Below are 14,148 nucleotides of genomic sequence, written 5' to 3' on the forward strand. Positions count from 1 at the left end.
TTGCCTTAACACCATGGACCGTATCATAGAAAAGAAGCGTTGGACACCCAAGAAGATCGCAGCCTACATAGGAGGCATCCTGCTGATCGCCTTGGCCACCTACCTCATCGCCTTCGCCGATAACAGCTCTAAACTGAACGTGGAAAGCCAGAAGATCACCATGGCCACTGTGAGCCAGGGTTCTTTCCAAGAGTTTATTCCGGTAGACGGCACCGTGCACCCCATCAAAACCATCCTGATTCCGGCGGTGGAAGGCGGCACCGTAGACGAGAAATACCTGGAGGGCGGCAAGCCCGTGAAACAAGGCGATCCCATCCTGAAACTCACGAACAACCGCCTGGTGCTGGACTTCATGAACCAGGAAACGCTCATGAATGACCTTATCAACAACCTGCAGAACTCCAAGCTGAGCCTGCAGCAGAACAAATTCAACCTGCGCCGCCGCCTGGCTACCTTAAACGCCCAGGTAGATGCCGCCAAAGATATCTATGAGCGCAACATTTCTTTGTATGAGGCCAAGGCCGTGTCACAGCAAGAATTCCTAGGTTTTAAAAGAGAATATGACCGCCTGAAAGCCGAACGGGTCATTGAACTGGAATCGCAGAAGTTTGAGGAAAGCAACGCCCGCCAGCAGATTGCCCAACTGGAAACCACCATTGCCCGCACCAGCCGCAACCTGCACATGATGGAAGACAACCTCAAGAACCTGTACATCAAAGCACCTATCTCAGGGCAGCTTTCCTCTATTCAGGTGGAGTTGGGAACACCGGTGCAGTCGGGCCAGGTAATTGGTCAGATAGATGACCTGAGCGGCTTCAAAGTGAAAGCCGAGCTGGACCAGCATTACGTGAGCCGCGTCTTTGCCGGGCAGCAAGCATCCTTCACCTACAACGGCCAAAGCTATCCGCTGGAAATTGCCCTGGTGTACTCAGAGGTGACCAACGGCCGCTTCCCGATTGACATGAAGTTCATTGGCAAGGTACCGGAGGGCATCCGGCGCGGTCAGACCCTGCAGATCAGATTGCAGTTGTCAGACCCGGCTCCGGCAGTGTTGCTACCCCGCGGAGGGTTCTACCAGAGTACCGGCGGCGCCTGGGCCTACGTTTTGGATGGATCCGGAAAAGTAGCCTCGAAACGCAGCATCCGGTTGGGCCGCCAGAACCCAGAGTACTATGAGGTACTGGAAGGCCTGAAACCCGGCGAGCAAGTGATTGTCTCCTCCTATGACGCCTTCAACGACAAGGATAAGCTGGAGCTGAAGTAAGCTGTTTTCAAGCCGTTTCGGCCAGAACAGCCTTAAAACAGACTAGTTCAGCTTCAGTTCTGAATTTTGAGTTCTGAGTTGAACACGCATTCCGTCCCCCTTTGAAGGCCCGGGATGACCAAGGCAGTTGAAGAACCAGAAAGCAATAGCTATAGAATCAATAAAAATGAATCTCGGGAATGCCTGATCTGCAAGAGAAGTCATCCCCCTACCCCCTTCAAAGGGGGACAATATGCTCGAGTAGCTAAACAATCAACCATAGACAATTAACAACCAACCATATGTTAAAGACCGTCAACCTTCAAAAGAAATATACCACCGATGAGGTGGAGACTACCGCGTTGGTGAATGTGAACCTGAACGTGCGCCAGGGCGAGTTCGTGGCCATCATGGGGCCATCGGGCTGCGGAAAATCCACGCTGCTCAACATCATTGGGTTGCTGGACAACCCAACCAGCGGTGAGTTCTTTTTCCTGGAGAAGGAGATCTCTAAGTTCAGTGAGCGCCAGCGCGCGAACCTGCGCAAAGAGCACCTGGGGTTTGTGTTCCAGAGCTTCAACCTGATTGATGAACTGACGGTGTACGAGAACGTGGAACTGCCTTTGATCTACCTGAAGGTGAGCAACGCCGAGCGCAAACAGCGCGTGGAGCAGGTGCTGGAGCAGATGCAGATCGCGCACCGCCGCAACCACTTCCCGCAGCAACTCTCGGGCGGTCAGCAGCAACGGGTGGCCATTGCCCGCGCCGTGGTGTCTAAACCTAAATTGCTTCTAGCGGATGAGCCCACCGGTAACCTGGACTCGGCCCACGGCCAGGAAGTGATGCAACTCCTGAGCAGCCTTAACGAGCAAGGCACCACCATTGTGATGGTAACCCACTCCCCCACCGATGCCGACTACGCCCACCGCATTGTGAATCTGTTTGACGGTCAGATCATCTCTGAGAATGTGAAAGAGCTCGCCATTCTGTAAGCCCAGAAGCCATGTTCAAAAACTATTTTTTAGTTGCGGTGCGCACGCTGCGCCGCAACCTGGGGTATACTATGCTCAATGTGATCGGCCTGGCCCTGGGCATCACCTGCAGTCTATTGTTGTTTTTGGTCATTCGGCACGAGCTCAGCTATGACACCTTCCACAGCAAGGCAGACCGCATCTACCGCATCAACGTAGACAAAATCACCGCCAATGGCCCCGAGGACAACGCGGGTACCCCGTTCCCCATGCTGGCTACCATCAAGGCCTCCTTGCCTGAGCTTTCTCCGGCCACGCACCTTTACAACGCCGAAGGCGGCACATTCACGATTGTATCTAACAACGACAGAGTGCCCGCCAAGAAGTTCAGGGAGGAGAAGAACGTGCTGTTTGTTGAGCCGGCGTTCTTTGACCTGTTTGACTTTCCCACCAACGGCGTCAACGCCAAACAGGCCCTGAAAGACGTGAACACCGTGCTGCTCACCCAAACCATTGCTGACCGGTTTTTCCCCGGCGAGAACCCGGTGGGCAAGGTCCTGCGCATGGACAACGTGGTGAACCTGAAAGTAACCGGCGTTATACCAGACGCTCCCGAGAACACAGACCTGCCTTACGTGATGCTCATTGACTACGAGTCTTCCAAGAAGATCAACACGTTCATGAACGATACCTGGAACAGCACCAACAGCAACCAGCAGGTGTACTTTGCCATGGCGCCGGAAGCATCTGTGAAGCAGGCCGAAGACCGGCTCAACCAGATCACGTCCAAGTACCGGCGCATCTCCCCCGGCGAGCAGGAGCGGTACACGTTCCAGCCTATCACGCAGGTGCACTTTGACGAACGATACGGAAACTTCACTGGCCGCACCATCAGCAAAACCACGCTCTGGGCCCTGGGTCTGATTGGCATGTTCCTGGTGCTGGTGGCGTCCATCAACTTCGTGAACCTGGCCACTGCCCAAGCGCTGCGCCGCGCCAAAGAGGTAGGCATGCGCAAAGTGCTGGGCGCCAGCAAACCACAATTGATGACGCAGTTCCTCTGCGAGACCGGACTTATCACCTTGGTGGCCCTTCTGCTGTCGGTGGTGTTTGCTGAGCTGTTGTTGCCCTTCCTGAACCAGTTGCTGGAACTGCAGATATCCTTCTCCATCTTGCGTGACGCCCAGATGCTGCTGTTCTTGCTGGTGGTACTGGTGGCGGTGACTTTCTTCGCGGGCTTCTACCCGGCCCTGGTGATCTCCGGGTTCCAGCCCATCTCGGCGCTCAAGAGCAAGGTGGCTACCGCCCGGGTGGCAGGTCTTTCGCTGCGCCGCACGCTGGTGGTGGTACAGTTCACCATTTGCCAGGTCCTCATCATCTGCACCATCATTGTGCACAACCAGATGGAGTATTTCCGGAGCGCCTCGCTGGGCTTTGACCAGGAAGCCATTGTGAACATTCCGGTGCCGGCCGGCAAAGCGGGAGATCTGATGGCGCTGCGTTCCCAGTTGGAGTCCCACTCTGCGGTGAAGGCTACCTCGTTTGCCATCGCGCCGCCCTCTGCCAACATTGACATGAACTCTTCTTTCCAGTACGATGACTTCTCTGTGAACCGCAACTTCAGCGTGAACCTAAAGCTCGCCGATGAGAACTATCTGAAAACGTTTGGTATTCCGTTGCTGGCCGGCCGCATGTACGAGAAAAGTGATACCATGCAGGAATTTGTGGTGAACGAGACGTTCCTTGAGAAAGTGGGCGTTAAAGATCCGCAGGAGGCAGTGGGCAAAAAACTGCTCGTGAACGGCGGCCAAACCGAAGGCAAGATTGTGGGTGTGGTCAAAGACTACCACCTGTCTTCATTGCGCAATGAGATTCCGCCGGTGGTCATGTCTACCATGACCCAGGTGTACTTCTACCTCAATGCTAAGATAGAGCAGAAAAACGCCAAAGCCGCCCTGGCTCACCTGCAGAACGTATGGCAGACCGCTTACCCAGATGACGTCTTTTACTATGAGTTCTTCGATGATTCCCTTGCCCGGTTCTACGAGGAAGAACAGCGCCAGGCGCACCTGTTCAAGGTCTTCTCCTTTATTGCCATTGTCATTGGCTGCCTGGGCTTGTATGGGCTGGTCTCGTTCATGGTGGCGCAGCGCACGAAAGAAGTGGGCGTACGCAAGGTCTTGGGGGCCTCGTCAGCGAGCATCGTGGGCCTTTTCTCCGCCGATTTTGTGAAACTGGTCTTAATCGCCTTTGTCATTGCCGGGCCCATCTCCTATTACTTCATGGACAAATGGCTGCAGGATTTCACGTACCGCATTGACATTGGCTACTGGGTGTTCCTGGCGGCCGGCGCCCTGACGCTCTTCATCGCCTTGACCACGGTGAGCGTGCAAGCTTTGCGGGCGGCGTTCTCCAACCCGGTTCGCGCCCTGAAAACTGAGTAGCAGGTTTTATTTTCAGCCTGTTTTGGGGCTGGTTTGCTAAAATCGGCCTTAAAACGGGACCTGAGTTCTCTTTCGGCTCACTCCTTTTATTCTGATTATTATTCTCTGATCCCCGCCATCTTTCTGGCGGGGATTTTTTTGTGGTATACCGCAGGAGTCTGTTCTCTTCAAAAACAACTTGCCCTTATGCCCGTTTGGCCGCTTTATTTACTACTTTTACCCAAATTACTACTTTCAACCCAATGCCTCTCCCCATGTTCTGGGGCTGTTTTCAGGAAAGAGGCAGGAAAACGAATACTGTCTACTTACCCCTGACAACCACCCTTTATGAACAAAGAAAGCGCCGCAGCCCTCAAAGGCAAGAAAAAGCAAATTCTGGATACCTGGATGGCCAACCAGACCAAAGATGCCGCCCTCCGCGATGACCTTATGAGCGTAGCAGAGTTGCAGCAGCAATCAGAGGAATTCCTGAACTCCTTGCTAAAAGCTTTTGCCTCCTCCCAGGCAGAAAACCCTGACTCGGCGGGGTATGAGCCCATCCACGATATCCTGAGCGAGATCTCCATCTCCCGGGCGCGCCAGGGCTTTTCTCCGCGCGAGACCAGTGCCTACATCCTCAGCCTCAAAGAGGTGTTGAGCCAGACCCTGGAAGAGCGCTACAAAGATGACACCACCGTTTTGTACCGCGAGATTATCTCCATGAACAAAATCATGGACAGCCTGAGCCTGGTAACCACGGAAACCTACATCAAAGGCCGCGAAGAGGTCATCCTGCGCCAGACCAGCGAGATGAGTGAGATTTCCACCCCCGTGATCAGGGTTTGGGAAGGCATCCTGGCGCTCCCTATCATCGGAACCCTGGACAGTGCCCGCACTCAGGTGGTAATGGAAGCCCTGCTGGAGGAGATTGTAGCCACGGGCAGCCGTATTGCCATCCTGGACATCTCCGGGGTGCCTACCGTTGACTCCCTGGTGGCCCAGCATTTGATCAAAACCGTGAGCGCCGCCCGCCTGATGGGGGCCGAGTGCATCATCAGCGGTATCCGCGCCGAGATCGCCCAGACCATTGTGCACCTGGGTATTGACCTCACCAACATCTACACCAAAGCCACCCTGGCTAGCGCCTTGAAGATGTCCTTCAGCATGCTGAATATTCAGGTAACACGGGCATCCCAGAACGGCCCGATTGGCTCTAAACAGAATTTCGGGTTTTAACGCAGGACTGCCATGGAAAGAATTCCTATTTTAAAAATGGGCCCCTTCCTGTTGGTCACCATCCAAGTGGATTTGTATGACCGGCTGGCCCTTACCCTGGAGAACGACCTCATCAACATGGTGAGCAAGACCGAAGCCAAAGGTGTATTGATTGATATCTCTGCCGTAAGCATAGTAGACTCCTTCATGGGTCGTATTCTGGGCAATATTGCGTCTATGTCTAAAATCATGGATGCCGCCACGGTTGTGGTAGGCATGCAGCCAGCGGTAGCCATTACGCTGGTAGAACTAGGCCTTACCCTCGCCGGCGTTCACACCGCCTTAGACGTGGAGCAAGGCATGGAACTGTTGCGCAACAAAATTGGCCAACTAGACACCGACGAAGAAGGCCTCTATGATAGTTTTATCTAAGGAGAAGCTGAGTATACAGAAAGAGCAGGACGTAGTTTTGTTCCGGAACCGGATAAAGGAGCTGGCTACTAAAATTGGCATGAGCCTGGTGAACCAGACCAAATTGATCACGGCCGCCAGTGAATTGGTCCGGAACATGTTGCGCTACGGCGGCGGCGGCATCACCCAACTGGAAATTGTGAGCAAAAACAGCATTCCTGGCGTGCGTCTGGTCTTCGCCGATGAAGGACCAGGCATCAAAGACGTAACCTTAGCCATGAAAGACGGTTATTCTACCGGAAAGAGTTTAGGACTAGGGTTACCGGGCGCCAAGCGGTTAGTAAATGAGTTTGATATCAAGAGCGAACCCGGCAAAGGCACCACAGTCACCATAATCCGGTGGAAAAATGGACTTTAATTTCTCTGAACACCATCATTTCGCGCTCACAGACCGAACCTTCCTGAACATTATCCGGCGCGATATTGGCAAGATTGCTGAGGCCACCGGGTTCACCGAGGCCGAGGCCGGCCGCGTGAGTCTGGTGATCACGGAGATGTCTACCAACCTGGTCAAGCACGCCAACTCCAAAGGCGGCGAACTGCTGGTGAAGGCTATCTGCGAGGAAAACGGGAAAACCTGCGGCGTAGAACTGATCTGCCTGGACAACGGCCCCGGCATGAGCGATCCGCAGCGCATGATGGAAGACGGGGTCTCTACCTATGGCAGCATGGGCCAGGGCCTTGGAGCCATCAAGCGGCAGTCAGACTTCTTTGACATCTATTCCCAGCGCGGAATTGGCACGGTCATTCTTTCCCGGGTTTACCGGAAAGGGAAAGCTCCAAAATCAGGGGCAAGAAGTGAGCAGAAATTTCAGGTGGGCGCGGTATTGGTGCCCAAAGCTGGAGAGAAAGTAAGCGGCGATGGCTGGGGTATGCGTTTGTCTTTGCAAGGAGCACACTTAATCATCCTGGACGGGCTAGGCCACGGCGAACATGCTCATGATGCGGCCCAAAACGCATTGCAGGCTTTCCAACAGCAGTCTAAACAAGCCCCTTCTGAGATGCTGCGCGGCGTTCATGCTCTCATCAAACGTACCCGCGGTGCGGTGGGCGCCATTGCCCAGTGGAACACGGAGAACAGCAGTCTGTTGTTCTGCGGCATCGGCAATATTGCCGGCCGGCTTATCATGGCAGACCGGGCCAAAAGCCTGCTCTCCTATAACGGCACTCTGGGCATGAGCATGCCCAACACCATCAATGACCAGCACCTTACCTGGGAACGGGGCAATCTCATGATCCTGCACTCAGACGGCCTGAAAAGCCGGTGGGATTTAAGCAAGTACCCGGAACTGACCAGGCATGACCCAACGTTGATTGCAGCAGTACTCTACAAAGACAATACCCGTACCACCGATGACACTTTGGTTGTAGTGGTACGCGCTACTGATTGAACCTGCTATGGACCAGCCCATCACCACTATAAAGCTGCAGAACGAACTTGACGTTGTATTGGCGTACAAAAGAGCCATGCAGCTTTCTGAGTTCTCGGGGCTACCCGTGGCCTCCCAGACCAAATTCGCGACCGCCGTTTCTGAAATCTGCCGTAATGTTTTGGAGCACGTGGGCGAGGGTACTATCAGGTTCAGTATGCTGGAGAGCAGAGGCATCATGTTACTGGAAGCTTTTGTGACAGACCGGGGCCGGGGCATCCCCAACATACAAACCCTGCTGGACCGGCAATACACCCCTCCGGCCAGCGGCAAAGGCCAGGGCATCTACAGCTCCCGCAAACTGGTGGACTATTTCTCCCTGGACAGCGATTTTGACAAAGGCACCCGCGTGCGCCTGCAGAAACGCATCCCGGCCAATCATCCGCCCATCAACAAAGCCATTATCCAGGGCTGGGCAGACTATTTCAACCATGAGTCTGAGATATCGCCGTACGCCGAGATAAAGCGGCAGAACATGCAGCTCATTGAACTCATGGAGCAGCTGCGGGTACGCACCATTGAGGCAGAATACCAACTGCGGGAAATCCAGCACCTGAACCAGGAACTACAGACCTCTAACCAGGAAGTGAACGCCCTGCTGCAGGAACGCGAAATCAAAAACCAGCAGCTGGAGAAAGTAAACAAAACCCTGGATGAGTTTGCCCACACAGTCACCCATGACCTCAAGGCGCCGCTCCAGAACATCAAAGGCCTGGCAGACGCCATCACCGATTTTATGGAGGATGGCAGCATTGACGAGGCGCAGGCCGTGATGCCCATGATCCAGCTGCAACTCAAGCGCATGGACCACCTGATTACGGACGTGCTGGCGTATTCCTTAACCGGGCGCCAGCAGATCCAGAAGAAGCCGGTCTCTGTGGGAAAACTGGTATACAATGTGGTTACATCGCTCACCGTTCCGGAGGGCATTTCCATCTACATCCCAGACAACCTTCCGGTGCTAGAGGCCGAGGAGATCTATCTGCAGCAAATTTTCAGCAACCTGTTAAGCAACGCCGTCAAGTACCACGATCTGCCCTCTGGCAGCATCTGGGTAAGGGCTTTTGAAAGAAACAACTTCTGGGAGTTTGTGGTAGAGGATGACGGCCCGGGCATTCCGGCCGGTGACCAGGAGAAGATCTTTGAGTTATTTGAGACTACCAGTGACGTGAACCACGCAGACAGCACGGGCATTGGCCTAGCCATTGTGCGCAAGATCATGGAAGAGAAAGGCGGCCGGGTATGGGTACGCTCAGAAGACCGCGGCACGGCCATGCATTTCACCTGGCCCCTTGAGCCAGACTCTGTCCGGCAAGTATCTGACCACCTGGTCTAAGACGTATAAAAGCAAAAGGCGCAGGTTTACTGCGCCTTTTGCTTTTATGGAGATATATAATCTTAGTTTTTCTGGTAATAGTCGGCCATGATTTCCTTGACATCGCTCTCTGTCAAAGCCTTGGAGAAATGCTTCTTCACCGATGCATATCCTTTGAGCCGCTCCAGGTCATAGAAACTGGCCGAGGACGTGAGCATAAGGATAATCATGCTCCCGAACTGCGATAAAGCCTGGTTGTGGTATTCGTCCAGAAAGCTGAACCCGTCCATCACCGGCATTTTGATGTCCAGGAAGATGAGGTCTGGGTACGCCAGTCCGTTCTTCGCCGAATTCTGCAGATACTCAAGGGCCTCCGCTCCGTTTTTCTTGACCAGTATCTCCTTGGCTACGCCCAACTTGGTCAATAAGCGCTTATTCACAAAGTTGGTGGTATCATCGTCATCAACCAACATGATCAAATTCAAGGGCTCATACTGAGTCTTCATGCAAAATCTTTAAAAAGTAGGTAAGGAATGGTCCCTTTATCTTCAACCGCCAAATATAGCAAATCTGTGGTAATTCTTATTTGAAGAAAGTCTTTAAAGCTGGATTTCAGTGGATAAACGCAGGACCCACTTCTGATTCGGCTACAGGTTATTGCTCCCTTGCCTTGGCATGGGTTTGTTTAGGCGTCCTTTTCTGAAAACAGCCCTAAAACCGCTTTGCACCACCTTTAACACAAGTCGCAGGTATTGCGTATGAGGAAATGGACTGACATCGCGCCTCGTACGGTTTTTTCCCTGTGTACAAAGATCCGGATGCACCCGTTTACTCGTACTTATAAATCATTGAGAACATGGCCATTAACTTACAGCAAACCAGTGCCCGCCTGAACTTCTACATGCGCATTAAAGAGTTGGATGTGTACCAGCTCAGTGTACTTACCCAAACGCCCCCAGACGTTGTGGGCTGTATTCTGCAAGGGGAAGACTATTGTATGGATGACTTGGTTACGCTGCTGAAGCAGTTGCCGGACCTGAACTCCAGGTGGGTGATCTACGGGGAGGGAAACGTATTTAAATGCGAGACGAAAGAAGGGGAAGCCGCCCTACCAGCCGGCCTGAAGAAAGACCGCTCTGCCTATTTAGCCGAGATGCAGGCCCTATTGCACCAATTGGAGGAGATTGACAAACAGAAACAACAGCAGAACCATTTAGACCAGTTGCGCAACAGAATACGGGACCTCACCAAGCATATTTAGGTCTGTTTCTGGCATAGTTTTAGCGGATTAGCTTATAACTGCGCTACTCATGTACGGGAGTGGTAGAAGGTAGTCTGCTGGCCCTGTTATCTGTTAAATCTTGGTAGAGTTGGAAACCAAACAACCCTAAGGCTAGTACTATGCACAAAAGCATGAGGTACTGCCCGGGTGTTTTAGGGGTTCTTTGTCCGGCAGGAGGCCGTTCTCCGGACAGTGCTGCCCATTAACCCAAACTACCCCAGGTCGCGGCTGCTATATACCCATAAGAGAATGCCTGCAGCAACGCCACTCCCAGCAGCAGAGTTACTGCAAGTATTCGCCCTGTTTTGTTTTCATTTCTGCGTTTGGTGCCCAAAGCCCAAGATGAATGAGAAACGCTCAAGAATAAATTTAAAGGAAGTGACGTGTTTAGGTAGGGGTAAAACCTTGAATTTCAATCTTTATAGTAGGAGGTATACATATCATGGGACAACACCGAAAACTAGAATTGCCGAAAGAGTTGTACTACTGCAACCGAAACCGATGGGGTTTTGAGTCAACTCACAACCCACCGCTGGTGCTGCAAGAAACCCTGCCACCAGTAGCTCCGCTGGCTGAGATCTATAACTTCTGCGGTTATACCTTCTCAGATAATTAGAAACACTTTTACAATAGATACCCAAGTACTAGCCTGCAGATTGCTCACTAGTGCTTGGGCTTTTTCTTGCCCTGCCTTTTGTCGGGCTATGCCATTCTCTTGTTCCGTTCTGCCAAAGCCTAAAAACGCTCTCCTTCTGGCCCAACACTAGAAGTGAGCTGACCTACTGTTCCCCGGAAATTAAAAAGCAAAAGCGATTCACAAGCCTCTCCTAGCTGTTCATTCATCCAAGATTCTTCCTCTTGCAACCATTTTCTGGCTTATTGCAGCATTTTAGGAGAATTTTTGTATTATTCGCATAAATGCATTGTACCTAATAAAGTTAAATATGGTACCAAGCGATGTATTTACTTCCTATAGTCTCGACCTTTAAAACCTTTTAATAAGATTCTTTAGCTTTTCGTAGAAAAAGCCTAAACATTCTTACCCCTCAAAGGTTATATACTAGTCCAACAGGCACAATACAAGCATTTTACCAGGCGCTAAGCCTTCAGTATTACGTGTAGAATACAATTTGAATCTATTTTTTTTACCGTAACTACCACCTTCAATTTAAGTATAACTACTCTACAAACTCTTGCCAAAGAGGAGTAAAGAGTGATGATGAAAAAACTGAGGCAGATAAAGTTGGGACTGTATAATTTAAAGACGAAAGCCAGAAAGATTTTCAGACGCGGATACGAGGACTTAACCATGTTGATTTACTACCATGACTTGAAACAGCAATTTCAGCTCTTGATTGTAAACACCAATAACCTCTTGCTTCTGAAAAGAGAGATCACCCGGGCCGAGGCGTTCAGGATCATGAACACCCGCGCCTAAGCTAAACTGTACCCCTACATGGGGCTTGTATATAATAGATAAGGCGCAAGCCAAGCATAAACGAAAGGACCAGCCGTAGAAAGCTGGTCCTTCTTTTTTGTATTAAAAGTTAGTTCATATTAGTTACTCTCTAGCTCTGCTCTAACCTTCATTTACTTTCTAATGCACTTGCTACCTGCCTTTAAAATAAATACTCACCAGACCCGTTACTTAGGTGTTCTTAAATATTAAAATTCCATATATAAAGTTAACAACATATTTAATCTAGAAACTTAGCTTTTATCCAATAGTCATCTATTCTTTAACCTATACTAGTAAAACCTTCATGAAAAGAACTTTGATTATTCTTATCCTCTGCGGTGCCTCGGCATTGGCAAACGCCCAAAACTTTGGTAAGACGCTTATTTCGGGATCAGTCAACTTCACTTCAAGTAAGAACAACTTCAACCAGTCAGCAGGGCAAGAAGCCAAAATCAACTCATTTTCTATCAATCCACAAGTTGGCTTCTTCCTTAGTCCTATCGTAGCCCTCGGGGTTTCTGCCACATACACCAGAGGAACCTATAGCTCGTCCTATCCCACTAACTATCCTGACAATGTTCCAAGGAATATTTCTTATACGTCCATTTCAAACTCGTATTCCGGAGGACCTTTTGTGCGCGTGTACAAATCAATAACTCCTAAATTCGGTTTTTTTGGGCACGGAACGGGCTATTATACCTATTCCAAAAGCAAAACTGAACACGAAGATGATTTTGTTCAAACAACTCCTTCCATAGGAAAAGGCGGAGGAGTAAGTATAAACCCGGGCGTGGTATTTTTCCCAACCAACACCATAGGAGTGGAGGCCACGTTAGGAAGAATAGGATACAGTAGTCATAAAACAGAAAGCGAAGGTTATACGCCAATAGATTCAAGTGGCTTTGAGGCTAACTTGGGTTTAAGCACCTTTACTTTAGGCATCTCCTTATATCTGGGCCGGACTGCTTCTGAATAAAGATTTCTGTATGCCCTATTCACTCCAAAGCCGCAGTCCGCCCAGGGCTTTGGAGTGGATAGGGCATAGAAACTGCATCCCGGCTCGTACCTGGGCCGTACCTTGACGTATGCATCACCTCAAAAATTGGCTTTCTTTTTTCCTGCTGCTTTCCCTTTTTTCCTGCACCTCGGCAGACACAGATCGAGGTTTAGAGACCCTGCCGCTGGCTAACAGCCAAACGCCGCTATCCATTATTGCGCTGGGTTCCTGCAACTCCCAGGACCGCGAACAGCCGCTGTGGCGCGAGATCCTCAAGAACCAGCCGCAACTCTGGATTTGGCTCGGGGATAACATCTACGGCGACACCGATGACATGGGCGTTTTAAAGGCGAAATACGAAAAACAGCTCCAGAATGAGGATTACCAGAAGTTGGTGCAGAACGTGCCGGTAATTGGCATCTGGGATGACCATGACTACGGCCGCAACAATGCGGGCAAAGAATACCAACATAAAAGCCAAAGCGCCCAACTGTTCTGGGATTTCTTGGAGGAGCCCCTGCAGAGCCCGCGCAGAAAGCAGAAAGGCGTCTACAGCGCCCACACCTACGGACCGCCGGGCCAGCAAGTGAAAGTCATTCTCCTGGACGGGCGCTTCCACCGTGATTCCCTGCAAGGCCAGGAACCTGCTTACCAGAACAACACCAAAGGCGATATGCTGGGTGAAGCCCAATGGCGATGGCTGGAAAAGGAGCTCAGGAACAGCAAAGCCCAGTTCCACCTCATCGGGACGGGCCTGCAGATTATCGCCGATGACCACGGCTACGAACGCTGGGGCAATTTCCCCAAATCCCGGGAAAGGCTGTTCAACCTCATTGCCCAAACCAAGGCGCCCAACGTGATCCTGCTGTCCGGGGACCGGCACTTTGCCGAGCTTTCCAAGATCTCGTGGCCCGGTGTGCCCTACCCCATCTACGACTTCACTTCCAGCGGCCTTACCCATTTCTGGAAAGGCGGCCTGGTCAATGAACCCAACCGTTACCGCGTGGGCGACATGCACGACAAACTCAACTTCGGGGTGATGCGCTTCCAATGGGAGCAGACTTCCGCCGAGGTGAGTTTTGAGATCAGGGGCCGTGACAATGACCTGCACCAGCTGGTGAAAGCAGAATACGCCCTGCCCAAACCACCTACGCCGGTATCCTCCGCCACGCCTTCTACAATCCAAGAAACACGGCAGACCAAAGCGCTGCACAAGTAAAACCAGCCAAACAAAGACGAGAAAAGCCAGTATTTTAGACGGTACCAACCACACGCCAAAGCAGTCTATACCACCTTTGACACCTAAAAAGCAAGCGCCCTCAGGAACAGATTCCTGAGGGCG

14 protein-coding genes are annotated in these 14,148 nt (G+C 51.5%); 13 read left to right on the plus strand and 1 reads right to left on the minus strand.

All coding sequences use genetic code 11. The features are described from left to right. Window positions 1-13 precede the first annotated feature (13 nt). From FOA19_RS06575 to FOA19_RS06610, 8 genes are all read left to right on the plus strand, one after another. Complete coding sequence (locus tag FOA19_RS06575) at window positions 14-1,264, plus strand: efflux RND transporter periplasmic adaptor subunit (RefSeq protein WP_149089951.1); 1,251 nt, start codon at window positions 14-16, stop codon at window positions 1,262-1,264. Between the two features lie 281 nt (window positions 1,265-1,545). Continuing rightward, window positions 1,546-2,235: an ABC transporter ATP-binding protein gene (locus tag FOA19_RS06580; RefSeq protein ID WP_149089952.1), complete on the plus strand. Its 690-nt coding sequence runs from the start codon at window positions 1,546-1,548 to the stop codon at window positions 2,233-2,235. Window positions 2,236-2,246: 11 nt separating this feature from the next. Beyond that, complete coding sequence (locus FOA19_RS06585) at window positions 2,247-4,658, plus strand: ABC transporter permease (protein WP_149089953.1); 2,412 nt, start codon at window positions 2,247-2,249, stop codon at window positions 4,656-4,658. A gap of 327 nt (window positions 4,659-4,985) precedes the next feature. Next, window positions 4,986-5,873 (plus strand): STAS domain-containing protein, encoded by an 888-nt coding sequence (locus FOA19_RS06590; RefSeq protein WP_149089954.1) that lies wholly within the window; start codon window positions 4,986-4,988, stop codon window positions 5,871-5,873. Window positions 5,874-5,885: 12 nt separating this feature from the next. Continuing rightward, window positions 5,886-6,284, plus strand: a complete 399-nt coding sequence (locus FOA19_RS06595; protein WP_149089955.1) for an STAS domain-containing protein — start codon at window positions 5,886-5,888, stop codon at window positions 6,282-6,284. Beyond that, entirely contained in the window at window positions 6,268-6,681 is a 414-nt protein-coding gene (locus FOA19_RS06600) for an anti-sigma regulatory factor (RefSeq protein WP_149089956.1), read from the plus strand. The genes FOA19_RS06595 and FOA19_RS06600 overlap by 17 nt, the downstream gene beginning before the upstream one ends. Next, window positions 6,671-7,714 (plus strand): ATP-binding protein, encoded by a 1,044-nt coding sequence (locus FOA19_RS06605; protein WP_149089957.1) that lies wholly within the window; start codon window positions 6,671-6,673, stop codon window positions 7,712-7,714. The genes FOA19_RS06600 and FOA19_RS06605 overlap by 11 nt, the downstream gene beginning before the upstream one ends. 7 nt (window positions 7,715-7,721) lie before the next feature. Then, entirely contained in the window at window positions 7,722-9,089 is a 1,368-nt protein-coding gene (locus tag FOA19_RS06610) for a sensor histidine kinase (protein ID WP_149089958.1), read from the plus strand. Between the two features lie 62 nt (window positions 9,090-9,151). On the opposite strand, the gene FOA19_RS06615 is transcribed toward FOA19_RS06610, so the two are convergent. Continuing rightward, a complete protein-coding gene (locus tag FOA19_RS06615; RefSeq protein ID WP_149089959.1) occupies window positions 9,152-9,574 on the minus strand; it encodes a response regulator in 423 nt (140 codons plus the stop codon). A 350-nt stretch (window positions 9,575-9,924) separates the two neighbouring features. Between FOA19_RS06615 and FOA19_RS06620 the strand changes: the two genes are divergently transcribed. The 5 genes from FOA19_RS06620 to FOA19_RS06635 all read left to right on the plus strand — a co-directional run bounded on the left by FOA19_RS06620 (window position 9,925) and on the right by FOA19_RS06635 (window position 14,025). After that, a complete protein-coding gene (locus FOA19_RS06620; RefSeq protein ID WP_149089960.1) occupies window positions 9,925-10,329 on the plus strand; it encodes a hypothetical protein in 405 nt (134 codons plus the stop codon). A gap of 463 nt (window positions 10,330-10,792) precedes the next feature. Next, complete coding sequence (locus tag FOA19_RS23295) at window positions 10,793-10,966, plus strand: hypothetical protein (protein WP_190300303.1); 174 nt, start codon at window positions 10,793-10,795, stop codon at window positions 10,964-10,966. Window positions 10,967-11,659: 693 nt separating this feature from the next. After that, the gene (locus FOA19_RS23670) at window positions 11,660-11,788 is read left to right on the plus strand and encodes a hypothetical protein (RefSeq protein ID WP_262713900.1); all 129 of its coding nucleotides are present in this window, start codon (window positions 11,660-11,662) and stop codon (window positions 11,786-11,788) included. A 325-nt stretch (window positions 11,789-12,113) separates the two neighbouring features. Then, the gene (locus FOA19_RS06630) at window positions 12,114-12,785 is read left to right on the plus strand and encodes a hypothetical protein (RefSeq protein ID WP_149089961.1); all 672 of its coding nucleotides are present in this window, start codon (window positions 12,114-12,116) and stop codon (window positions 12,783-12,785) included. A 109-nt stretch (window positions 12,786-12,894) separates the two neighbouring features. After that, window positions 12,895-14,025, plus strand: a complete 1,131-nt coding sequence (locus FOA19_RS06635) for an alkaline phosphatase D family protein (RefSeq protein WP_149089962.1) — start codon at window positions 12,895-12,897, stop codon at window positions 14,023-14,025. Window positions 14,026-14,148: the final 123 nt, after the last annotated feature.

The sequence above is a fragment of the Rufibacter hautae genome (genome assembly GCF_008271695.1).
GTDB classification, from domain to species: Bacteria; Bacteroidota; Bacteroidia; order Cytophagales; family Hymenobacteraceae; genus Nibribacter; species Nibribacter hautae.

Bases quoted from the DNA above. Each gene is read 5' to 3' on its own strand.
- FOA19_RS06575 (WP_149089951.1), top strand. From the start codon at position 14: ATGGACCGTATCATAGAAAAGAAGCGTTGGACACCCAAGAAGATCGCA.
- FOA19_RS06580 (WP_149089952.1), top strand. From the start codon at position 1,546: ATGTTAAAGACCGTCAACCTTCAAAAGAAATATACCACCGATGAGGTG.
- FOA19_RS06585 (WP_149089953.1), top strand. From the start codon at position 2,247: ATGTTCAAAAACTATTTTTTAGTTGCGGTGCGCACGCTGCGCCGCAAC.
- FOA19_RS06590 (WP_149089954.1), top strand. From the start codon at position 4,986: ATGAACAAAGAAAGCGCCGCAGCCCTCAAAGGCAAGAAAAAGCAAATT.
- FOA19_RS06595 (WP_149089955.1), top strand. From the start codon at position 5,886: ATGGAAAGAATTCCTATTTTAAAAATGGGCCCCTTCCTGTTGGTCACC.
- FOA19_RS06600 (WP_149089956.1), top strand. From the start codon at position 6,268: ATGATAGTTTTATCTAAGGAGAAGCTGAGTATACAGAAAGAGCAGGAC.
- FOA19_RS06605 (WP_149089957.1), top strand. From the start codon at position 6,671: ATGGACTTTAATTTCTCTGAACACCATCATTTCGCGCTCACAGACCGA.
- FOA19_RS06610 (WP_149089958.1), top strand. From the start codon at position 7,722: ATGGACCAGCCCATCACCACTATAAAGCTGCAGAACGAACTTGACGTT.
- FOA19_RS06615 (WP_149089959.1), bottom strand. From the start codon at position 9,574: ATGAAGACTCAGTATGAGCCCTTGAATTTGATCATGTTGGTTGATGAC.
- FOA19_RS06620 (WP_149089960.1), top strand. From the start codon at position 9,925: ATGGCCATTAACTTACAGCAAACCAGTGCCCGCCTGAACTTCTACATG.
- FOA19_RS23295 (WP_190300303.1), top strand. From the start codon at position 10,793: ATGGGACAACACCGAAAACTAGAATTGCCGAAAGAGTTGTACTACTGC.
- FOA19_RS23670 (WP_262713900.1), top strand. From the start codon at position 11,660: ATGTTGATTTACTACCATGACTTGAAACAGCAATTTCAGCTCTTGATT.
- FOA19_RS06630 (WP_149089961.1), top strand. From the start codon at position 12,114: ATGAAAAGAACTTTGATTATTCTTATCCTCTGCGGTGCCTCGGCATTG.
- FOA19_RS06635 (WP_149089962.1), top strand. From the start codon at position 12,895: ATGCATCACCTCAAAAATTGGCTTTCTTTTTTCCTGCTGCTTTCCCTT.